General features: G+C 70.7%; 15 protein-coding genes. 13 read left to right on the top strand and 2 right to left on the bottom strand.

The genetic code is table 11. From position 1 onward, the window contains the following. The first annotated feature begins 155 nt into the window (after window positions 1–155). The 10 genes from eccD to IF20_RS33890 all read left to right on the top strand — a co-directional run bounded on the left by eccD (window position 156) and on the right by IF20_RS33890 (window position 16,637). A complete protein-coding gene (gene eccD / locus IF20_RS33935) occupies window positions 156–1,622 on the top strand; it encodes a type VII secretion integral membrane protein EccD (RefSeq protein ID WP_052869285.1) in 1,467 nt (488 codons plus the stop codon). Window positions 1,623–1,786: 164 nt separating this feature from the next. Next, complete coding sequence (locus tag IF20_RS38575; protein WP_110944810.1) at window positions 1,787–4,177, top strand: outer membrane protein assembly factor BamB family protein; 2,391 nt, start codon at window positions 1,787–1,789, stop codon at window positions 4,175–4,177. Between the two features lie 77 nt (window positions 4,178–4,254). After that, window positions 4,255–6,366, top strand: a complete 2,112-nt coding sequence (locus tag IF20_RS33925) for an outer membrane protein assembly factor BamB family protein (RefSeq protein WP_052869284.1) — start codon at window positions 4,255–4,257, stop codon at window positions 6,364–6,366. A gap of 3 nt (window positions 6,367–6,369) precedes the next feature. After that, entirely contained in the window at window positions 6,370–8,517 is a 2,148-nt protein-coding gene (locus tag IF20_RS33920) for a protein kinase domain-containing protein (RefSeq protein WP_052869283.1), read from the top strand. Between the two features lie 51 nt (window positions 8,518–8,568). Beyond that, window positions 8,569–10,620: a serine/threonine-protein kinase gene (locus IF20_RS33915; RefSeq protein WP_052869282.1), complete on the top strand. Its 2,052-nt coding sequence runs from the start codon at window positions 8,569–8,571 to the stop codon at window positions 10,618–10,620. 197 nt (window positions 10,621–10,817) lie between these two features. After that, complete coding sequence (rpsO, locus tag IF20_RS33910; RefSeq protein WP_052869281.1) at window positions 10,818–11,105, top strand: 30S ribosomal protein S15; 288 nt, start codon at window positions 10,818–10,820, stop codon at window positions 11,103–11,105. A 462-nt stretch (window positions 11,106–11,567) separates the two neighbouring features. After that, window positions 11,568–13,787, top strand: a complete 2,220-nt coding sequence (locus tag IF20_RS33905) for a polyribonucleotide nucleotidyltransferase (protein WP_052869280.1) — start codon at window positions 11,568–11,570, stop codon at window positions 13,785–13,787. Then, the gene (locus IF20_RS33900) at window positions 13,784–15,163 is read left to right on the top strand and encodes a M16 family metallopeptidase (RefSeq protein ID WP_052869279.1); all 1,380 of its coding nucleotides are present in this window, start codon (window positions 13,784–13,786) and stop codon (window positions 15,161–15,163) included. The genes IF20_RS33905 and IF20_RS33900 overlap by 4 nt, the downstream gene beginning before the upstream one ends. Before the next feature lie 235 nt (window positions 15,164–15,398). Next, window positions 15,399–16,151 (top strand): 4-hydroxy-tetrahydrodipicolinate reductase, encoded by a 753-nt coding sequence (dapB, locus tag IF20_RS33895; protein ID WP_052869278.1) that lies wholly within the window; start codon window positions 15,399–15,401, stop codon window positions 16,149–16,151. A 30-nt stretch (window positions 16,152–16,181) separates the two neighbouring features. Continuing rightward, window positions 16,182–16,637, top strand: a complete 456-nt coding sequence (locus tag IF20_RS33890; RefSeq protein WP_052869277.1) for a tetratricopeptide repeat protein — start codon at window positions 16,182–16,184, stop codon at window positions 16,635–16,637. 275 nt (window positions 16,638–16,912) lie between these two features. Here the strand turns inward: IF20_RS33890 and IF20_RS33885 are convergent, their stop codons facing one another. Together IF20_RS33885 and IF20_RS33880 are read right to left on the bottom strand one after the other, a co-directional pair. Further along, window positions 16,913–17,464, bottom strand: coding sequence for a PH domain-containing protein (locus tag IF20_RS33885; RefSeq protein ID WP_052869276.1), 552 nt, complete (start codon window positions 17,462–17,464; stop codon window positions 16,913–16,915). A 146-nt stretch (window positions 17,465–17,610) separates the two neighbouring features. Beyond that, window positions 17,611–17,856: a hypothetical protein gene (locus IF20_RS33880; RefSeq protein ID WP_052869275.1), complete on the bottom strand. Its 246-nt coding sequence runs from the start codon at window positions 17,854–17,856 to the stop codon at window positions 17,611–17,613. A gap of 303 nt (window positions 17,857–18,159) precedes the next feature. Between IF20_RS33880 and thyX the strand changes: the two genes are divergently transcribed. The 3 genes from thyX (at window position 18,160) to IF20_RS33865 (ending at window position 21,841) form a co-directional block, all read left to right on the top strand. Then, window positions 18,160–18,909, top strand: a complete 750-nt coding sequence (gene thyX / locus IF20_RS33875) for an FAD-dependent thymidylate synthase (protein WP_052869313.1) — start codon at window positions 18,160–18,162, stop codon at window positions 18,907–18,909. 197 nt (window positions 18,910–19,106) lie between these two features. Further along, window positions 19,107–20,006 carry a 4-hydroxy-tetrahydrodipicolinate synthase gene (dapA, locus tag IF20_RS33870; protein WP_052869274.1) on the top strand — a complete coding sequence of 300 codons (900 nt, stop codon included), beginning with the start codon at window positions 19,107–19,109 and terminating at the stop codon, window positions 20,004–20,006. Between the two features lie 149 nt (window positions 20,007–20,155). Further along, the gene (locus IF20_RS33865; protein ID WP_052869273.1) at window positions 20,156–21,841 is read left to right on the top strand and encodes a ribonuclease J; all 1,686 of its coding nucleotides are present in this window, start codon (window positions 20,156–20,158) and stop codon (window positions 21,839–21,841) included. The last annotated feature ends 463 nt before the right edge of the window (window positions 21,842–22,304 follow it).

The following is a 22,304-nucleotide window of genomic DNA, read 5'->3' as shown; positions in this document are numbered from 1 at the left end:
ATCCCTAGGCATGGGGTGGTTAACAGCGGATACCGGCGCCCCCGTGGCGGCGCTTGAATCACCCGACGGATGATCCTACGGGTCCGTCGCGTATTGCGCGGCGGGTAGGGTGACGGCTCGCAGTGAGAGCGAGTGCCAAGGAGAGGCCGCATTAGGTGATTTCGACTACTACGACCGGCTTCTGTCGAGTTACGGTCGTCGCGCCCGACGGCCGGATCGATGTAGCCCTTCCGGATGACATCTGTATCGCCGACCTGTATCCAGAACTGCTTCGGCTGACCGGGCAGGTAACTCCGGAAGGCGCCCCGACGGGTTATTACTTGGTGCGGCGTGACGGCACCGTCCTTGACGGCGCTCGCTCACTTGCGGCGCAGCGAGTGCTGGACGGTGACCTGCTGTCGCTGCGTCCCTTTGCCGAGTCACTGCCGCCGGCCGTGTATGACGATGTGTCCGATGCGGTGGCATCCGCCGTGTCACGGGACCGGACTCTGTGGGACGGCCGGTTCCTCCACGCCTTCGGCTTGATCGGTGGAGCGGTACTGCTCTTCCTGATGGCCGGCGTCCTCTGGTTCGCCGATCCCGTACGGCACGACATGCGCGGGCTTCCTGGAATCATCGCAGGTGCCGCAGGCTTGCTCCTTGCGGCCCTGGCCATCGCACGTGCCCGGGTCTACGACGACCCGGCCTCTGCCGTCGCTCTCGGACTGTCCGCGATCCCGCACGTTCTGCTCGCCGGCGGAGGTGTCCTCGCGCCGGACGCCGGTGAGGGGTTCGGCAGGCTCCAGTTCCTCCTCGGCTGTGCCGCGGTCCTGATCGTCTTCGTCATCATGACGGCCGCCATGCCGGCGGGTGACGCTCCGTTCGTCTCCGTGGTTTTCGCCGCTGCGGTCGGTACCTTGGCGAGCTTCTGTCAGATCCTCACCGGGGCGAGCCCGAGCGGAACGGCGGCCGTCGCCCTCACCGGAGCCATCGGAGCCATCGCCTTCCTGCCCGGCCTGTCCACCCGGGTCGCCCGACTGCCGATCGGGTACGCCCCTCCGCGCAGCGCCATCGGACGGGACTCTGCCGATGCCGACCGGGGCGGAAGCGAGCCCATCGACGCCGAACAGATCGCGGCACAAGCCCGGCGCGGACACGAACTCCTGCTGGGCCTGGTGGGCGGCTGCTGTGTGGTCGTCGTGTTCTCCGCCGCCGTACTCGGATTCTCGGATTCGGCGTGGGGCCAATTGCTGACGCTGGTGGCGGGCCTGGCCATGCTTCTCCGCGCGCGTCTTTTCCGCTACACCGTTCAGGTCGCCTGCACCCTCACGGCAGGACTCGCCGCACTCGCACTGCTCGTCTCGGGTCTTGCTCTCAACCTCCCGGCCGACCTCCTGCTGTCCCTCAGCGAGCACGACCGGGGACCGATCGGCATCCGCACACTGTGGCTGACGGTCTCCATCGCTGCCGGGGCGGCTCTGCTCACGGGCATCGCGCTGATCATCCCGAAGAAGGGACTGACACCCTTCTGGGCAAGGTTCGGGGATCTGGCGGAGAGCGCCCTGCTGCTCGCGCTCATCCCGCTGGCACTGGCGGTGCTCGACGTCTACGCCACGGTTCGTGGTCTCACGGGCAACCCGTAGCCGAACCGATCGGGCACGTCGAGGCGGGGGAGCGACCGCCGCGCTCGTCCCAGCCCATGATGCGGCTGGGGTGCCGGCACCGCGGCCGGATGCCGTGGCAGACACCAAGTGGAAGCAGGAGGCCATCGGCCGGCGAATCCGATGGTTCTCGGGGGAGGAACACCATGGAGCCGCTGCGTCTGGACGACCCGCGGCAGTTGGGGCCGTACCACGTCGTCGGGCGGCTCGACGCGGAGGCGCCGGTGGTGCCGGTGGCCGGGCGGCGGTATGTGGCGCGGAGTGCGGGCGGCCGGCGGACGGTTGTGATCACCGTGCCGTCCGCCGAGGTGGTGAAGGATCCGAAGTACGGTGCGCGGTTCACGGTGGAGGCGGAGGGCGTCCGCCGGTTGCGGCAGGAACACCGGCTGCCGTGGGTTTGGCCGGTCGAGGAGATCGTGGGCGGGGCCGGTGTGCCGCTGCCTTCCTGGCACGTGGCGCCGTACCTGCCTGTTCTCCCACTGCCGACGGTGCTGGACGTGAGCGGGGGACCGCTGCCCCAGCACACCGTCCGCGCGCTGGGCGCCGCGCTGGCCGAGACACTTGCGGCGCTGCACGCCGCAGGGCATGCGCACGCCAGTGTCGCCCCGGGGGCTGTGCTCGTGGCCGGTGACGGGCCGCGACTCACCGGTTTCGGGGATGTCCGTGCGGCGGGGCCGGACGGTGTACCGCGTACCGGACTCCCGGGAATCGGTGCTGTGTTCCTCCCGCCCGAGCAGGTGGCCGGCGGCCGGCCGAGGCCGTTGGGAGACGTCTACGCGCTCGCGGCGGTGCTCGCGTACGCCGCCACGGGGCAGCCACGGCCCGCTCCGGAGGCGGTCCCGGCTGAATTGCGAGAGCTCCTCGCGTCCTGCCTGGCCGCCGACCCCGGCCACCGCCCGCAGGCTCAGGAGGTGCTGCGGGCACTGGTTGCCGGCGCGCGGCAGTCGGCGGGCGGGAGTGTGCCCGTGGCAACCAGTGTCGATACCGGCTCCGGGTTGGCGGCGGGCCTGCTGAGGCCTGGCTGGCTGCCGGGCCGGGTCATCGCCGGCCTCGCGACGCAGTCGGCGGCGGTGCTGGCCGCTGAGGTGGAAGCGGTGGGGGACGAGGCCGTCGCGACGGAGGGCCTGCCGACGCCGCGCCAGGAGATGACGTCGGACGTCGACGGTCATCCCGGTACGCAGTTGGACGCTTCCATGGGCGCGGGCGACGAGGGGGCACACACCGCGGGCGAGGCCGGCTCGACGGTGGCTGCTGCGGCCGGCGCCGGTACGGACTCGCCCACGGCAGCCGGTCGGGCCCCGTCCCGGCGCGCCCTCCTCCTGGGGTCGGCCGCGGGTGTTGCCGGGCTCGCCGTCGGTGGCGGTGCCGTGTGGGCCGCGACCGCGCCCGCCGAGTACAAGCCCACCACCGCCGAGCGCCTGGCCGCCGCCCACCGCACCCGCCGCCGCATCGAAGGCGCGCCGCCGCGGCCGCATTGGCGTCTCGACCTCAAGGAGACGGCGCGTCAGGCCCCGTACATCTGGCGGCAGCAGGTGGCCGTCGTCACGGGCCGCACGGCCGCCTACGGCCTCGACCTGCGGACCGGCGAACAGCTGTGGACGCGGAACGCGGTGCGGCCCACGGGCCCCGCGGTGGGGGTCGGTGACGACCTGGTCCTCGTCCCGGGGGCCTCCTTCACTGCCCTGGACGGCCGGACGGGCGAGGTCGCCTGGCAGGACAAGGCGTACGCGAAGGACGGCCGCACCCCGTTCGACCGGTTGCTGGCGGTGGACGACAGCACCGTGTGGTTCGCGGCGACGCCCTCCTCCGGTGACCGGGTCGTCGTCGCGTACGACGTCGGACGGCGCGAGGAGTTGTGGCGCACGCCGCTGGAGGCCGAGTACGTCCGGGGCGCGGTGACGAAGGACGGACTGGTCGTGCTGGCAGGAGAGGGGAAGCGGGGCGGTAGCGGTGCGCTGCGCTCGGTGATCCTCGATCGCGGTGACGGTGCCGCACGCGATGCCGTGACGTACCGCGACGCGAAGGCGGGAGCGGCGGCTACCGTGACCGGCGGCATGCTGATCGTCGCCGCCGGCACATACCTGCGGGGATATGACGTGCGCAAGGGCGGCCGCGCCGCATGGTCGGTCCGCGCCGAGAAGACGTCGTCGTGGAAGGGCACGGTCGCCGCGTTCGGGCCCGTGTCCGTGCGACACGGCATCGTCTACGCGGCGGACGGCAGCAACTCGGTGCACGCGATCAGGGCGGCTGACGGGGGGAGGGAGTGGAAGCAGAGCTACGGCTTGGTCCGGCCCGAGTGGCCGGACGTCCCGCCACCGGATCTGCTGGCCGACCCCTCCGGCGAACTGCTCGTCATGGCCAACGACTACGAAGTCGACGCGCTGGACGCCCGCAGCGGCCGCCTGACATGGCGCTTCGCCGACCTCCTGAACGGTGACGGACAGCCGGGCGGCCCGTTGCGCCGGAAGGTCGCGCTCACGGACGACCTGGTCGTGGTGGCCAGCGGGCGCAGCATCTACGCGCTACCGGCGGCCTGATGCCGGAATCGAGAGTGCACAGCGGCCCGTCAGCCGGACGGGCCCGGTCGACGCGAGGAAGAAGGGAACCCGCTGGTATGGCGCACGGGGAGACCGCGGGGCTCGACGGTGCGTACCGCACCCTGCAGGACTGCACGGTCCCCGGGGACGCCGGGGCCGTGCGGCACGTCCTCGCGCGGGAAGAGGGCTCGGGACGCATCCACACCGTCATGCTGCCGGTGGCGGAGGCGGCGCGGGACAGCGCCTACGGTGTCCGTTTCCGGGCGGAGGCGGCCAACTCCCGCCGGCTGGCCGGCCCGTACGTCGCGCCCGTCGCCGGGGTGGCACCGCCGGGCGCCGAGCCGCCCTGGGTCGCCTACGACTGCTTCCCCGCGCTGCCGCTCCCCGCCGCGCTCGCGGCCCATGGCGGGCCGCTGCCCACCGGCACCGTGCAGGCGATGGGGGTGGCGCTGGCCGATACGTTGGCCCGTGCACACGCCAACGGGCTGGTGCACGCCGGGATCTCCCGCGATGCAGTTCTGCTCACTCCGTACGGCCCACGGCTGTGCGGATACGGACTGGTGCGGACAGCCACTCTCGACGGTGTGGACCGCGGAGGCGTACCGGGCCTCGACCCGTTCACACTGCCACCGGAACAGCGTTCCGGCGGTCGTCCTCGACCGTTGGGTGACGTCTACGCCCTCGGGGCGTTGCTGGCCTATGCGGCTACCGGACGGGCCACGGTGGAACCGGCAGCGCTGCCCGAGCCGCTGCGCGGCCCGATAGCCGCGTGCTTGCAGGAAGACCCGGCGCAGCGCCCGCATCCGACGGTGCTGGCACATGACCTGGCCGCCGCGGCGGACGCGGGTGTACTTCCGGCGTCGGTGACGCAGGCCCTCGCGGAGCAGGTGCGCGCACATTCCGAGCAGAGTGCGACGGACCTGACTGCCACCGCACCGGCCGCGCCCGTGCCCGCACCGGTGGACGGGTTCCGCAGGCTGCTGCTCACCACACTCGGTATCGGCGCGGCCGGTCTGGTGCTGGGAGGTGGTGGCGCAGCCGTGGCCCGCGCAGTGGCGGGCACACCGTCGAGTGGACGCAGACCCTTGTACTCCCGCGGTGCGGCCCCCGCGCCCCTTTGGCGCCACGAGCTGGGGGGCGATGTCGGGATCAGTGAGGCATGGCGTGGGAGGATCGTGCTCATCACCTCCGACGACGCAGGCACCAGCGCCCTGGATCTGCGCACCGGCAAGCAGCTGTGGAGCCGGAGCGACCTGCTTCCCTACTCGCCGATGAAGGTGCTCGGCGACGGCACGGTCGCGTTGGCCGATTACAGCGAACTCACGTTCTTCTCCCTCCGCACCGGCCGCATCCTGTGGAAGGAGACGGACCGCAACGGTGACGAGAAGCCCCTGCAAGGCCTTCTGGTGGCAACCGAGGGAAACGCGCTCTGGTACGTGATGATCGGTTCTGGTGATCATGACTACGACAGCGATAACACCACGCTGGTCGGCTATGACATCAAGCGACGCAAGGAGACCTGGCACACCCCAATTCCCGAGCAGTTCAGGCGCGTTGATGATTTCGACAGCCCACCCCTGCTGACCGGGGACCGCATCCTGCTGCCCAGCGACAGCTTTCAGCGGTCGTTCGATGATCCGAAGCTCTACCAAGCGTTCCGCCGCGACAACGGCAAGCCGGGCAGCACGTACGAGTTCAAGGACTGGGAGGCCACCGACGACGGCACCCTGTTGGCAGCCGGTGATCTCCTTGTGTACACCGGCGCGAAGGCGGCCCACGGCTGGGACCCCCGCAAACGCAGCGACCGATGGAAGCTCCCCCTCGGCGCACGTATCCCGAAGGGCTCCGTCGCCGCGCGACAGGGCACGCTCTACGCGACGGACGAAGACGGAACGACCTACGCCGTCGACATGCGCAGCGGAGAGCGCCGCTGGCGGCGGCGGACGCGCAAGCATCTGGCGAACGCGCCGTGGACCACGACCGTGCTGAGCCACTCCGGCCGTACCGTCCTGCAGAGCAACGGCTCGGAGATCGAGGCGCTGGACACGGCGGACGGCTCCGTCCGCTGGCGGCTCGCGCTGACCGGCTCCGGGCAGGACGCCGGCGGCCCCGCCTACCTCGCCGGCTCGGCACCCGGTATGACCCTGGTGCAGCACGGCAAAGCCCTCTACGCCCTGCCGGTGGACTGATCCATGCCTTCTCCCCTGACTCACGACGACCCGGCGCGCCTGGGGTCCTACACACTCGTCGCCCGGCTGGGCGGTGGCGGTATGGGCACCGTCTACCTCGGACGCTCGCCCGGGGGACGGACCGTCGCGCTGAAGACGATGCACGCAGCGCTGGCCGATGAGACGGAATTCCGTACCCGGTTCCGGCTGGAGGTCGATGCCGCGCGGGTCATCGGCGGGCAGTACGGTGCGCAGGTCGTCGACGCCGATCCGCTGGCCACCACGCCCTGGCTCGCCACCGAGTACGTCCTCGGGCCGCCGCTCGACGATGCCGTCGCGCTGTGCGGACCGCTGCCCGACGACGCGGTACGGGCACTGGGCGGCGCACTGTGTACGGCGCTCGCCCAACTGCACCGCTCCGACGTGGTGCACCGCGACCTGAAGCCGTCCAACATCCTGCTCACCGCGACCGGCCCGAAGGTCATCGACTTCGGCATCGCCCGGGCTGCCGGCGACGTCCGGCTGACCCGTACGGGGGCCACGGCCGGTACCCCTGCCTTCATGTCGCCCGAGCAGGCGACGGCCCAGGAACACACGCCGGCGGGGGACGTGTTCGCGCTGGCGGGCGTGCTCGTGTTCGCGGCCACCGGGCGGCCTCCCTTCGGCAACGGGCAGGCCGCCGACATGCTCTACCGGGTCCGGTACGCCGAACCCGACCTGACCGCCGTACCGGCCACGCTGCAGTCCGTACTCGAACGGTGCCTGGCCAAGGACCCGGCGGAGCGACCGGGCGCGGAGGAGCTCGGCCGGCTCCTCGACGAGGGGAACGGCGACGGGGGCGCACACTTCGCCGACCGGCTGCCGGCCGCTGTGCTCGCCGACATCGCGCAGCGCAGCGCGGCGGTGTGGGAGATCCGGCCGAGGCGGCTGCCCGCGCCGGCCGACGGGGGAGCGGAGACGGCTGCTGCTGTGTCTCCCGCACGAAGCGGACTGCTGTCGCGCCGGCGGCTGATCGGAGCCGGAGCCGGTGTGCTCGCCGCCGGAACCGCCGGCGGCATTGCCTTGTTCCGTGCCGGGGAGTCGGGGCCGTCTGGTGGCGCGCAGCAGTCGGCGGGCCGACGGCCGGGCACCCCGCCGAAGCTCTCCTGGAAGGTCACGGCGGGTTTCATGGCGATCGACGCCTCGCCCATCGGCGTCGGCGACTATGTGGCGATCACGACCGATGAGGGCCTGCGCTGCGTGGACGCGCGGACCGGTGAGGAGCGGGGCAGCAACAACAGCGTCTACAGCAACACGGTCGCCCGCGACGGGAAGCGGCTGCTCGCCCTGGACTCCGCAGAGGCGCAGCTCGCTCCGCTGGATCCGGAGACCGGCAGCTTCGGTGACCCGATCGCGCGGATTAAGGACCACCCGGAGAGTGCCCGTATCACAGCGGTGGGCAAGGACGTCGTCCTTATCGAGTGCCCACGGGACAAGGACGCGTTGCGTATCGCCTATGACAAGCACAGCGGTCGAGTGCTGTGGCGACGGACCGTCAGCGGTGCGTCGCAGCGGACCGTGTTCGCCGACGACCGGCACGTGGTCGTCATGGCCGGAGCGCGTATCGGCTTGGTGGACGTCCGCGACGGCCGACCGGTCTGGAAGCGCACGCTGTCCGGTGGGGAGGCGAACGCCGACGCAGGCCGGCCCGTCCTCTCCGGGAAGCATCTCTACCTCAGCGGTCAGGTACTGCAGGCCGTGCGGCTCAGCGACGGGAAGACCGACTGGAGCCGCGGCCGCAAGAGCAAGGCGCCCGCCTCGACCTCCCTGGTGGAGCTGCGCGAGTACGGCACTCCGGCGCTGCAGGGCGACACCTTGTACTGCGCTCGCCGGGATGTCGGCATGGTGGCCCTGGACGCCGCCACCGGAGAACAGCGCTGGAAGCAGGAGAAGGGGAACGGCCCGCTGCCGACGCGCGACGCGGAGATCGCGGTCGGAAAGACCTACCTCTACGCGAAACCCGACAGCGGGCAGTGGGCGATGGCGGTCGACCTGCACACCCACAGGACCGCCTGGTACTTCCAGGGGCCGAACGCCACCGACGGCAGCACTACATGGATGACGGCCCTGCCCCGAGCGGGCCGGCTCCTGATGTCCACCGACAGCACCGTCTGCGCCATCCCCCTTGAATGACCCGCCCTCGACCGACTGCCCCCGATATTTCCACCTCCAGGAGCCCACCCCATGCACCCCCTCTCCACCGGCGACCCCCTGCGTCTCGGCCCCTACCGCCTTCTCGGCGTACTCGGAGTCGGCGGCATGGGCAAGGTCTACCTGGGGCGGGACCAGCGGGGGACGCCCGTGGCGGTCAAGGTGCTCCGGCCCGAGCTGGCGCACGACGCGGAGATGGCGCAGCGGTTCCTGCGGGAGGCGCAGGCCGCCCGGGCGGTCACCGGCAAGGGCGTCGCGCGGGTGCTCGGGGCGCAGACCGAGGGCGGGCGGCAGTGGATCGCGTCGGAGTTCCTGGCCGGCCCGACGCTCGACGAGGCCGTGGAGCGGTTCGGGCCGCTCCCGGAGGCGGCCGTGCGGGTGCTGTGCGCCGCCCTCGCCCGGACCCTCGCGGACATCCACACCGCGGGGCTGGTCCACCGGGACATCAAGCCGCCGAACATCGTGCTCACCTCCGGCGGTCCGCGGGTCATCGACTTCGGTATCGCCCGGCCCGAGCACGGGTTGACGCTCACCTCCGCCGGAGAAGCCCCCGCCACCCCTGGTTACGGTGCGCCTGAGCAGGTACTGGGTCGGCGTACCGGCCCGGCCGGCGACGTCTTCGCACTCGGTGCCGTGCTCGCGTACGCGGCGAGCGGGCGGCGCGCCTTCGAGGGCGGGCATGTGGCGGCCGTGCAGTACGAGGTCGTGCACGGCGAGCCGGAGCTCGGTTCGGTTCCCGAGGGGTTGCGTGGCCTCGTCCAGCAGTGCCTCGCGAAGGATCCCGCGGCCCGGCCCACCCCCGAGGCGGTCGTACAGGTGCTCGCGCCACCGCGCCGCAGTGAGCTGCCCTGGCGGCGTGGTCCGGTCGCCGACGAGATCGCCCGGCGGGAGGCGGACGCCCGGCAGCTGGCGGAGATACCCGGCCTGCCGGACGAGGCGGGGGCCGGACCTTCGCGGCGACGGGTACTCAGGGCCGTCGCGGCCGGGGGCACGGTGCTGGCCGCGGGCGGGGGCGCCGCCGTGTGGTGGGCGCTGCGGGGCGGCGGGAGCGCGGGGCCGCAGCCATGGGAGGCCCGACCGCTGTCCACCTACACGCAGAACACCGTGCCCGAGCCGCTCTGGGGGCCGGTCGACGCCGCCGCGGCCGAGGCGCCGATGATGCGAGTGGTACGTGACCTTCTTGTGGTCGCAGCGCCGGGCGGTGCGCTGCATGCGTACGGCGTCACCGACGGCAAGCGCCGCTGGACCTCGCCGCCCGCCGCGACCGCGGCCGGGGTGCTGAGCACGCCCGACGACGGCCAGCTGCTGACCGCAGCGCCGGACGGCTCGCTGTTGGCGGTGGGCGCGACGGACGGCAAGCGCGCCTGGCAGGTCCGGGGAGCCGCTGCGGCACGTCTGCTCGCCAGGGATGACGACTCGGTGTACGTCCTCACGCGGGACGGGAGCATCCGGGCGGTCGATCCGGACGCGCACACCGTGCGGTGGACCGTCGCCTGCCCGGTGGGCGCCGAGAAGCACGCCCTGGGGGCGGCGGTCGTGGCGCAGCGGCTGGTGCTGCACGGTTCCGACGGAAAGCTGGCCGCGCTCGAGAAGGAGCGCGGGCGGACCGTGTGGGGACCGAAGGAGCAGGGCGGACGCGCACTGACGCCGGCCGTGGCCGACGGCACGGTGTACGTCGGCGGGCGCAGTCTGACGGCGTACGGGGCGGCGGACGGCGCACGGAAGTGGTCGCAGCCGGTGAACGGCGAACACGGCAGCGGCGCGCCCACCGTGCGGGGAGGCGTGCTGTACCTCGCCGACGGCACCGACCTCTCGGTCCGTCGCGCCTCGGACGGGACGGAGGAGTGGACGTTGCCGCTGGACGGTCTCGCGCTCTCGACCGCCCCGCCGGTCGTGGTGGGGCACGGAGTCTGGGTGGCGAGTACCGGCAGGGAGCAGGACACCGTGGCGGCCGTCGACACCCGCGGCGGATCCGTGGCCTGGAGCTACACCCCCGGCACGAGGGGTGACTGGCACCTCGCCACCGCCGACAACCGCGTCTTCCTCCTCCAAGCAGGTACCCTCACCGCCATGCCCGTCTTCTGACGCGGGTTGCGCGGGGTGCAGGGCAGTGGCGTGGCGGGGTCGTGGCGGGTCCCGGTGCGGGGTGGGTGGCTACGCCCGGTCACGACCACTCGGCGTCCCCTGCTACCCTGGCTACGCCCAACCGAGTAATCGAAGCTCCTCTGTGAAGTAGACCAGAGGCGCTCGGTGGGGCTCAGAGGAATCTCAAGGAGTACCGCGTGTCGCTCGACGCCGCTACGAAGAAGCAGATCATGACCGAGTTCGGCACCAAGGAGGGTGACACCGGTTCCCCCGAGGTTCAGGTCGCGCTGCTCTCCCGTCGGATCTCGGACCTGACCGAGCACCTCAAGACCCACAAGCACGACCACCACTCCCGCCGTGGTCTGCTGCTGCTGGTCGGCCAGCGTCGCCGCCTGCTGCAGTACCTGGCGAAGAAGGACATCACCCGCTTCCGCCAGCTGGTGGAGCGCCTCGGCATCCGCCGTGGTGCGGCGGGCGCCAAGTAAGACGGCGTGCAGGGAGCGGTTCCCGGGACGGGGGCCGCTCCCTTTGCCGTACGCGGGAAAAGTACGGGGCAAGTACCCGTACGTGCCGGACACCGGAGCGTTCTGCCACCCCCTGGTGGCCGGAAGCTTTGTAGTCTGGTCCCACAACGCCATACCGACGGCGCAGCAACTACCACGCGCCGTGGCCGGCGCGCCGTGCTCCGCAGCGAGCGGCGTGCCACGCAGACAACGCAACAAACGCAACAGCGAAACGCGAAAGAGGTGGGGCGCCCATCAGCCGCCGGTCCTCGGTAGTGGCCTCCGGTGTCGCGCAGGCCCCAGGGCCGCCACACACCGGGTGCTTCGATCGAAGACCGGCCCGCACAGGCGCTCCACCACCCATGATCCGCTGCCACACGGGCAGTGGGTCGCAGACGGTCCCCTGCCAGACGGGCAGCGGACGCAGACGAGGAGATATTCCTGGTGGAGAACGAGACCCACTACGCCGAGGCCGTCATCGACAACGGCTCCTTCGGCACCCGCACCATCCGCTTCGAGACGGGCCGCCTGGCCAAGCAGGCCGCCGGCTCCGCCGTGGCGTACCTGGACGACGACACCATGGTGCTGTCGGCCACCACCGCTTCGAAGAACCCCAAGGACCAGCTGGACTTCTTCCCGCTGACCGTGGACGTCGAGGAGCGGATGTACTCGGCCGGTAAGATCCCCGGCTCGTTTTTCCGTCGTGAGGGCCGGCCCTCCGAGGACGCGATCCTCACCTGCCGCCTGATCGACCGCCCGCTGCGCCCCTCCTTCAAGAAGGGCCTGCGGAACGAGATCCAGATCGTCGAGACGATCATGGCGCTCAACCCCGACCACCTGTACGACGTGGTGGCCATCAATGCTGCTTCCTGCTCGACGCAGCTGGCGGGTCTGCCCTTCTCGGGCCCGATCGGTGGCACGCGTGTCGCGCTGATCAACGGTCAGTGGGTCGCCTTCCCGACCCACACCGAGCTGGAGGACGCCGTCTTCGACATGGTCGTCGCCGGCCGTGTCCTGCCCGACGGCGACGTCGCGATCATGATGGTCGAGGCCGAGGCCACCGAGAAGACCATCCAGCTGGTCAAGGGCGGCGCCGAGGCGCCGACCGAGGAGGTCGTCGCCGCCGGTCTGGAGGCCGCGAAGCCCTTCATCAAGGTGCTGTGCAAGGCCCAGTCGGACCTCGCCGCCAAGGCCGCCAAGCCGACCGGTGAGTTCCCGATCTTCCTCGACTACCAGGACGACGTCCTGGAGGCGCTGACCAAGGCCGTCAAGGGCGAGCTCGCCCAGGCCCTGACCATCGCCGGCAAGCAGGAGCGCGAGTCCGAGCTGGACCGCGTCAAGGCGCTGGCCGCCGAGAAGCTGCTGCCGGAGTTCGAGGGTCGCGAGAAGGAGATCTCGGCCGCGTACCGTTCGCTGACCAAGACCCTGGTCCGCGAGCGCGTCATCCGCGAGAAGAAGCGCATCGACGGCCGCGGTGTCACCGACATCCGTACGCTGGCCGCCGAGGTCGAGGCCATCCCGCGCGTGCACGGCTCGGCGCTGTTCGAGCGCGGCGAGACCCAGATCCTGGGCGTCACCACGCTGAACATGCTCCGCATGGAGCAGCAGCTGGACACGCTGTCGCCGGTGACGCGCAAGCGCTACATGCACAACTACAACTTCCCGCCGTACTCCACCGGTGAGACCGGCCGCGTGGGTTCGCCGAAGCGCCGCGAGATCGGCCACGGCGCGCTGGCCGAGCGGGCGATCGTGCCCGTGCTGCCGACCCGCGAGGAGTTCCCCTACGCGATCCGTCAGGTGTCCGAGGCCCTCGGCTCCAACGGTTCGACCTCCATGGGCTCCGTGTGCGCGTCGACGATGTCGCTGCTCAACGCGGGTGTGCCGCTGAAGGCGCCGGTCGCCGGTATCGCCATGGGTCTGATCTCGCAGGAGATCGACGGCGAGACGCACTACGTCACCCTCACCGACATCCTCGGTGCGGAGGACGCGTTCGGCGACATGGACTTCAAGGTCGCCGGTACGAAGCAGTTCGTCACCGCCCTGCAGCTCGACACCAAGCTGGACGGTATTCCGGCGTCGGTGCTGGCCGCGGCCCTGAAGCAGGCCCGTGACGCGCGTCTGCACATCCTGGACGTGATGAACGAGGCGATCGACGTTCCGGACGAGATGTCCCCGAACGCGCCGCGGATCATCACCGTCAAGATTCCGGTGGACAAGATCGGTGAGGTCATCGGCCCCAAGGGCAAGATGATCAACCAGATCCAGGAGGACACCGGCGCCGACATCACGATCGAGGACGACGGCACCATCTACATCGGTGCCGCCGACGGCCCGGCCGCCGAGGCCGCCCGTACGACGATCAACGGCATCGCCAACCCGACCATGCCGGAGGTCGGCGAGCGCTACCTGGGCACCGTCGTGAAGACGACGACCTTCGGTGCGTTCGTCTCCCTGCTGCCGGGCAAGGACGGTCTGCTGCACATCTCGCAGATCCGCAAGCTCGCCGGTGGCAAGCGCGTGGAGAACGTCGAGGACGTGCTCGCGGTCGGCGCCAAGGTGCAGGTCGAGATCGCCGAGATCGACCAGCGCGGCAAGCTCTCCCTGATCCCCGTGATCGAGGGCGAGGAAGGCGACGAGGCGAAGAAGGACGACGCCGCCAAGTGACGTCCCGTACTTCTCGGACGACGGCCCGCACCTCTTCGGAGGGGCGGGCCGTCGCCCGTACCCAAACGCTTCTGAAGGGCGAGGGCGGCGCGGGCACGGTCCGCAGGACCGTCCTCCCCGGTGGCCTGCGCGTCGTCACCGAGACCCTGCCGTCCGTACGGTCGGTGACCTTCGGTATCTGGGCGAACGTCGGCTCCCGGGACGAGACACCGGCGCTGAACGGCGCCACCCACTACCTGGAGCACCTGCTCTTCAAGGGCACGGAGCGGCGCAGCGCGCTGGACATCTCCGCCGCGATCGACGCGGTCGGCGGGGAGATGAACGCCTTCACCGCGAAGGAGTACACCTGCTACTACGCGCGGGTGCTCGACGCCGACCTGCCGCTGGCCATCGACGTGGTCTGCGACATGCTCACCGGGTCGCTGATCCGCGAGGAGGACGTCGACGTCGAGCGCGGGGCGATCCTCGAAGAGATCGCCATGACGGACGACGACCCGGGCGACTGCGTGCACGACCTGTTCGCGCACACGATGCTCGGGGACGGCCCGCTGGGCCGCCCGGTGCTCGGCACCGTCGACACGGTCAACGCGCTGAATTCGAGCCGCATCCGCCGCTTCTACAAGAAGCACTACGACCCGACCCGCCTGGTCGTCACCGCGGCCGGCAACGTCGACCACGCCAAGGTCGTCCGCCAGGTCCGCCGCGCCTTCGAGCGGGCCGGCGCGCTGGACCGTACGGACGCGGTGCCGATGGCCCCCCGGGGTGGCACGAAGGCCATCCGCACGGCGGGCCGCGTGGAGCTGCTGGGCCGCCGGACCGAGCAGGCGCACGTCATCCTCGGCATGCCCGGCATGCCGCGCACCGACGAGCGGCGCTGGGCCATGGGCGTACTGAACACCGCCCTCGGCGGCGGCATGAGCTCCCGCCTCTTCCAGGAGGTACGGGAGAAGCGCGGCCTGGCCTACAGCGTGTACTCCTACACCTCGGGCTTCGCGGACTGCGGGCTCTTCGGGGTGTACGCGGGCTGTCGCCCGAGTCAGGTGCACGACGTGCTGAAGATCTGCCGCGACCAGCTGGACGACGTCGCCGAGCACGGGCTGGCCGACGACGAGGTCGAGCGGGCCATCGGGCAGCTGCGCGGCTCCACGGTCCTCGGCCTGGAGGACACCGGCGCGCTCATGAACCGCATCGGCAAGAGCGAGCTGTGCTGGGGCGACCAGATGTCGGTGGACGACATGCTCGCCCGGATAGCGGCCGTCACCCCGGACGAGGTGCGCGAGGTCGCGCGCGATGTACTGGGGCAGCGTCCTTCGCTGTCCGTCATCGGCCCGCTGAAGGACCGGCAGGCGGCACGGTTGCACGAAGTGGTGGCGTAAGCACGCGGCTGCACGAAGTGGTGGCGTAAGCACGCACGACGGTGGGGCCCGGACGGCCCTCACCGCCGTCCGTGGCGCCGTGGTCGTACGGCCGGAGAATGCGGTCGTGGTCGTACGAGGTCCGCGTGCGGTCGTTATGAGGCCCGAATGCGTTCGTACGAGGCCCGAGTGCGGTCGTACAAGGCCGGAGAATGGTCGCGTACGACCGCGCCCCGAACCGAAGGAAGCAAGGACGATGAGCAAGCTGCGTGTGGCTGTGATCGGCGCCAAGGGCCGGATCGGCTCCGAGGCCGTCAAGGCGGTCGAGGCCGCCGAGGACATGGAGCTGGTCGCGGCGCTGGGCCGCGGCGACCAGCTGGAGACGCTGGTCGAGGCCGGCGCCCAGGTCGCGGTCGAGCTGACGAACCCCGACGCCGTCATGGGCAACCTCGAATTCTGCGTGCGCAACGGCATCCACGGGGTGGTCGGCACCACCGGGTGGAGCGACGAGCGCCTCGCGCAGCTGCGCTCCTGGCTGGACGCGTCGCCGCGGACCGGCGTGCTGATCGCGCCGAACTTCTCGATCGGCGCGGTGCTGACCATGCAGTTCGCGCAGCAGGCGGCCCGCTTCTTCGAGTCCGTCGAGGTCGTCGAGCTGCACCACCCGAACAAGGCCGACGCCCCGTCCGGTACGGCGGCCCGCACCGCTCAGCTCATCGCCGACGCGCGCGAGAAGGCCGGCTGCGCGCCGGCGCCGGACGCCACCGTCACCGCGCTGGACGGTGCCCGCGGCGCGGACGTGGCCGGCGTGCCGGTGCACTCCGTACGGCTGCGCGGTCTGCTGGCGCACCAGGAGGTGCTGCTCGGCGGCGAGGGCGAGACCCTCACCATCCGGCACGACTCCCTGCACCACTCCAGCTTCATGCCGGGCATCCTGCTCGGCGCGCGGCGCGTGGTGACCACTCCCGGCCTGACCATGGGCCTGGAGAACTTCCTCGACCTGGCCTGACGGTCAGCCGGCAATAGGGCAGTACGTACAGTGCGCGCAAAGATCACTTACTTCGTCCTCGCGGCGGTCCTGGTCGTCTACTTCGTCCTGGTCGGCGAGCGGGGCGTCCTGCTCATCCAGCAGGGCACCCCGGTCACCGTCGCCTTCGGGATCGCGGTTCTCGTCCTGCCGCTGATCGGGGCGTGGTTCCTCTGGCACACCACCCAGTTCGCCCGGAAGGCCGGGCTGCTGGCGAAGGAGCTGGAGGCCGAGGGCGGGTTGCCCGTGGACGAGCTGAAGCGGACGCCGAGCGGCCGCGTCGACCGGGACGCCGCCGACGAGGTCTTCGAACGGCGGCGGGCCGAGGCCGAGGCGGCGCCGGAGGACTGGCGGGCGTGGTTCCGGCTGGCGATCGCCTACCACGACGCGCGGGACACGCCGCGCGCCCGCAAGGCCATGCAGCGGGCCATCGCGCTGCACGACGGGAAGCCGGTCCGGGCGGCGTGACGCAGGCGCGTACGGCGCCACGAGCGGTACGGCACGTCCGACCGCGCATCGGTATCCGATCGGGCATCGGTACGGGAACGGGGCGCGAGCTTTTCGGCTCGCGCCCCGTTCCCGTGTGTACGCGCTTCCCGTGTGTACGCGCTTCCCGTGTGTACGCGCTTCCCGTGTGTACGCGCTTCCCGTGTGTACGCGCTTCCCGTGCGTATGCGCTTCCCATATGTACGCGCGGGGCAGCCCGAAGCCGGCAGCTCGCGTGTGCGCGCGTGCCGCGGCCGTCAGCCGTGCTGCTCCGCCGCCCAGGCCGCCACCATGTCCGCCGCCCGGTTGAACGCGCCGGGCCGGGTCAGGAAGTCGCCGTTGTGATCGGTGACGAGCGTGCGCGGCTCGACGTCGCCCGGGCCGCCGATCAGCAGCGCCTGGCCCTGCACCGTCCGCGGCAGGCCCAGCCAGCGCACCGGCTGCTGCACCGTACGGACCGAGGTGACCGCGCTCCACGGGAGCGTCGTCGTCCGTACCAGCCGCACCTGGCGCAGCCCGGCGGCGCTCACCCAGATGCCGACCCGCAGCAGCCGCAGCGCGGCCACGACGATCACGACCGCCACGGCCACGCACACCACCGCGCCGACCGGCGCCCCGGCCAGCCCGATGATCAGTGCGGACAGCAGGACGAACGAGGCCAGCAGCAGAAGCACGGCCGCCGTCCCCACCCGCCACGGTCCGGGGCGGTAGGGACGGCGCCAGCGGTCACGCTCGTTGTGCGGGAGGGGCACCGGGTCTCCGGCATCCCCGTCGAGGTCGCGGTCGGCCGTCAGGAAGGGCAGGGGCACGGCGGATCCTCACTCACGGCCCGCATGACGCACGGGCACCCGGTCGAAAGCTGTGACCGGTGAGGCTAGCGGCACCAGGACGGCCGGAACCAGTCCTGCGCCGGTCCGCCGGGCTGCCCGCCCGAACGGCGTAACGCGGACACGGCTCAGCGGCCGTGCGCGGCCTCGGATTGGTGGGTCGTATTCGGGCCACCGACCGTGTCCTGCTGCAGGGCGGGCACGCCGAACAGCAGGGAACCGGTCAGGCCGGCGGCGACGGTGAGCCCCAGCAGCGTGCGGCCGAAGATCTGGGAACGGCTCGCCCGCTGACGCGGCGGGGGAGTGACATTGCTGCGGAACCGGTCTGCCTCGGCGACAAAGGCGAACGGGACGGGCTCTCGCCGGCGGAACATGAGCGGGCTCTCCTAGGAACCTCGAAGTGGGCAGTGTCACATGGTTAGACGTCACTGGCACTCGATGCGTGCCCGTTTTCCGTGACTTCTGTGAAAAATATCAACTGGGGGTCGGGCAGTGCGCACCGGGGGGTCCTTTTTGTCGCATCACGTCGCATCCCACCGCATATCCGGGGTTGTCAGCGTCGGGCCGTAGGCTGGGCGCGCCCCAGCGATGAGCGGTGCGCGCGCCCCGGCAGACGGACGGGTGCCCGCCGCGGCGCGATGTATGGCCGCCCGATGTACGAACGGAAGGAACCGCCGGTGTCCCACACCCCCGCCGACAGCGCCGAGAGCGCAGCCCCCGCATTCCGGAGCGAGGTGACGGTCGAGCTGGTCAAGCACGCCGCCGGCGACAGCGACGTCCTGTGGGCCGCGCGGGTCTCCACCGCCGGTGAGCAGTCCCTGGAGGAGCTGCAGAAGGACCCCGAGCGCTCCAAGGGTCTGATCAACTACCTGATGCGCGACCGGCACGGCAGCCCGTTCGAGCACAACAGCATGACCTTCTTCATCAGCGCCCCGATCTTCGTGTTCCGCGAGTTCATGCGGCACCGCGTGGGCTGGTCGTACAACGAGGAGTCCGGCCGCTACCGGCAGCTGGAGCCGGTCTTCTACGTCCCCGCGACCGACCGCAAGCTCGTCCAGCAGGGCCGCCCCGGCAAGTACGAGTTCGTCGAGGGCACCGAGGCGCAGCACGAGCTGACCACCCGGACGATGGAGGACTCCTACCGCCAGGCGTACGCGGCGTACCAGGAGATGCTGGCGGCCGGCGTCGCCCGCGAGGTCGCCCGTTCGGTCCTGCCCGTGGGCCTCTTCTCCTCCATGTACGCCACCTGCAACGCCCGCTCCCTGATGCACTTCCTGGGTCTGCGCACCCAGCACGAGCAGGCGAAGGTGCCGTCCTTCCCGCAGCGCGAGATCGAGATGGTCGGCGAGCAGATGGAGGCCCACTGGGCCAAGCTCATGCCGCTCACGTACGCCGCCTTCAACGCCAACGGACGGGTCGCTCCGTAAGTCGCGCGAGGGCGATCTCCGTGGCCCGGCGGAAGGGCCTCAGGAGAAGGTGTCCGTATTGCGGCGTTTTGAGGAATTCCTCTACGCTGAACACACGGATCCGGCACTGCCTGAACCCCCGAGCAGGCAGTGCCGGGTCCACATCCCGGCCTCCCCAGGGGCGCAACCAGCGGTGAGCTACGAGTAGCGTGGGACCCATGGCTCCGACTTCCACACCGCAGACCCCCTTCGGGCGGGTACTGACCGCCATGGTCACGCCTTTCACGGCGGATGGCGCTCTCGACCTCGACGGCGCGCAGCGGCTCGCCGCCCACCTGGTGGACGCCGGCAACGACGGTCTCGTCGTCAACGGCACCACGGGAGAGTCCCCGACCACCAGCGATGCGGAGAAAGCCCAGCTGGTCAGGGCCGTGGTCGAAGCGGTGGGAGACCGCGCCTTCGTGGTCGCCGGAGCCGGCACGAACGACACCCGCCACAGCCTGGAGCTGGCCCGCGCCGCCCAGGACGCCGGTGCGCACGGCCTCCTCGCGGTGACGCCTTACTACAGCAAGCCGCCGCAGGAAGGTCTCTTCCGGCACTTCAGCGCGATTGCGGACGCCACCGACCTGCCGGTCATGCTCTACGACATCCCCGGCCGCAGTGGCGTGCCGATCAACACCGAGACCCTCGTCCGGCTCGCCGAGCATCCCCGCATCGTCGCCAACAAGGACGCCAAGGGCGACCTCGGCCGCGCCAGCTGGGCCATCGCCCGCTCCGGCCTCGCCTGGTACAGCGGTGACGACATGCTGAACCTCCCGCTGCTCTCGGTCGGCGCCATCGGCTTCGTCTCGGTCGTCAGCCACGTCGTGACGCCCGAGCTGCGTGCGCTCCTCGAAGCCCACGTGACCGGCGACGTCACGAAGGCGAAGGAGATCCACCAGAAGCTGCTGCCGGTCTTCACCGGCATGTTCCGCACCCAGGGCGTCATCACGACCAAGGCTGCGCTCAGCCTCCAGGGCCTCCCCGGCGGGCCGCTGCGGCTCCCGCTGGTCGACCTCTCGCCCGAGGAGACGGACCAGCTCAAGGTCGATCTCGCCGCCGGCGGGGTACACCTGTAACACCGGACTTCACAACTGAATACGGCTCGCGCGGCCCGGTGAGGTCGTCACAGCTGCAGAAGAACACCACAGCCACAACAGCAAGTGCACGAATGTCATGCGCGCCACGTGCCTCAGAGGCCCGTGGCGCGTGTGGTGAGGAGAGTCTTTTGAGTCATCCGCATCCCGAACTCGGCGCGCCGCCGAAGCTCCCCGAGGGCGGCCTGCGCGTCACCCCCCTGGGCGGCCTCGGAGAGATCGGCCGCAACATGACCGTCTTCGAGTACAACGGCCGGCTGCTGATCGTCGACTGCGGAGTGCTCTTCCCCGAGGAGGAGCAGCCCGGAATCGACCTGATCCTGCCGGATTTCTCGTCCATCAGGGACCGCCTCGACGACATCGAGGGCATCGTGCTCACGCACGGCCACGAGGACCACATCGGTGCGGTCCCCTACCTGCTGCGCGAGAAGCCGGACATCCCGCTGATCGGCTCCAAGCTGACCCTCGCCCTCATCGAGGCGAAGCTCCAGGAGCACCGCATCCGGCCCTACACGCTGGAGGTCGCCGAAGGCGAGCGCGAGCGTCTCGGCCCCTTCGACTGCGAATTCGTCGCGGTCAACCACTCCATCCCGGACGCCCTCGCGGTCGCCATCCGCACCCCTGCGGGCATGGTCGTCCACACGGGTGACTTCAAGATGGACCAGCTCCCGCTGGACCGCCGGCTCACCGACCTCCCCACGTTCGCCAAGCTCGGCGAGGAGGGCATCGACCTCCTCCTGTCGGACTCCACGAACGCCGAGGTCCCGGGGTTCGTCCCGCCCGAGCGCGACATCTCCAACGTGCTGCGCCAGGTCTTCGCGACCGCCCAGAAGCGCATCATCGTGGCGAGCTTCGCCAGCCACGTGCACCGCATCCAGCAGATCTGCGACGCGGCGCACGAGTACGGGCGTCGCGTCGCCTTCGTCGGCCGCTCGATGGTCCGCAACATGGGCATCGCCCGTGACCTGGGCTACCTGAACGTGCCCGCCGGGCTCGTCGTGGACGTGAAGACCCTCGACGACCTCCCGGACGAGGAGATCGTGCTGGTCTGCACGGGCTCGCAGGGCGAGCCGATGGCGGCCCTGTCCCGGATGGCCAACCGCGATCACCAGATCCGGATCGTCCAGGGCGACACGGTGATCCTGGCGTCCTCGCTCATCCCGGGCAACGAGAACGCCGTCTACCGCGTGATCAACGGACTCACCCGATGGGGCGCCAACGTTGTCCACAAGGGCAACGCCAAGGTGCACGTCTCGGGCCATGCCTCGGCCGGCGAGCTGCTGTACTTCTACAACATCTGCAAGCCGAAGAACCTGATGCCGGTGCACGGCGAATGGCGCCACCTGCGGGCCAACGCCGAGCTGGGTGCGCTCACCGGCGTGCCCAAGGACCACATCGTCATCGCCGAGGACGGCGTGGTCGTCGACCTGGTCGACGGCGTTGCGCGGATCACCGGCAAGGTCCAGGCGGGTTACGTGTACGTCGACGGCCTCTCGGTCGGTGACGTCACGGAGAGCGCCCTGAAGGACCGCCGCATCCTCGGTGACGAGGGCATCATCTCCGTCTTCGTCGTGGTCGACAGCACCACGGGCAAGATCACCGGTGGGCCGCACATCCAGGCCCGCGGTTCCGGCATCGACGATGCCGACTTCAACGGCGTCCTGCCGAAGATCGACGAGGCGCTCGCCAAGTCGGCCCAGGACGGCGTCATGGAGCCGCACCAGGTGCAGCAGCTCGTACGCCGCTGCGTGGGCAAGTGGGTGTCGGACAACTACCGTCGCCGGCCGATGATCCTGCCGGTCGTCGTGGAGGTCTGACGACCCGTCGGAAGCGCGTACGGAGCGGGGCGCCCGGATTTGCATCCAGGAGCCCCGCTCCAGTACGTTTACGGCTCCGCCTGAGGGGAACCGGGAACGCCTGGCGTTCTACGGGACCGCCCGGGCGACCCGGCTCCGCGAGGGGTCGGAAATCCGACCCAGAGAAATCTGATAGCGTCGGAGTCGCCGAAAGGAAGTCGAAAGACAACCGAAAGGCAGAGGCCAATCCAAAGGCCACCGGAAACAAAGTCCGAACTGACTGCGACTTTCGAGAAGCAGGACGCGGACGAGGATCTGGTAAAGTCGGAAACGCCGGAAGGGAAAGCCTGGAAGGGCCGGACCGGAAAGCAACCCCGCCCGACAGGGGGCCGGAAACGCGAAGCGGATCTGGTAAGGTTGGAATCGCGAAGAAGCCGAAAGGCCGAAACGCACCGGCGAAAATCGGAACCGCAAGGATCTGATA

This window comes from Streptomyces niger, assembly GCF_000718305.1.
Taxonomy (GTDB): Bacteria; Actinomycetota; Actinomycetes; order Streptomycetales; family Streptomycetaceae; genus Streptomyces; species Streptomyces niger.
The sequence above is the reverse complement of the archived record's forward strand: the minus strand, read 5'-3'. Positions and strand labels throughout refer to the sequence as shown.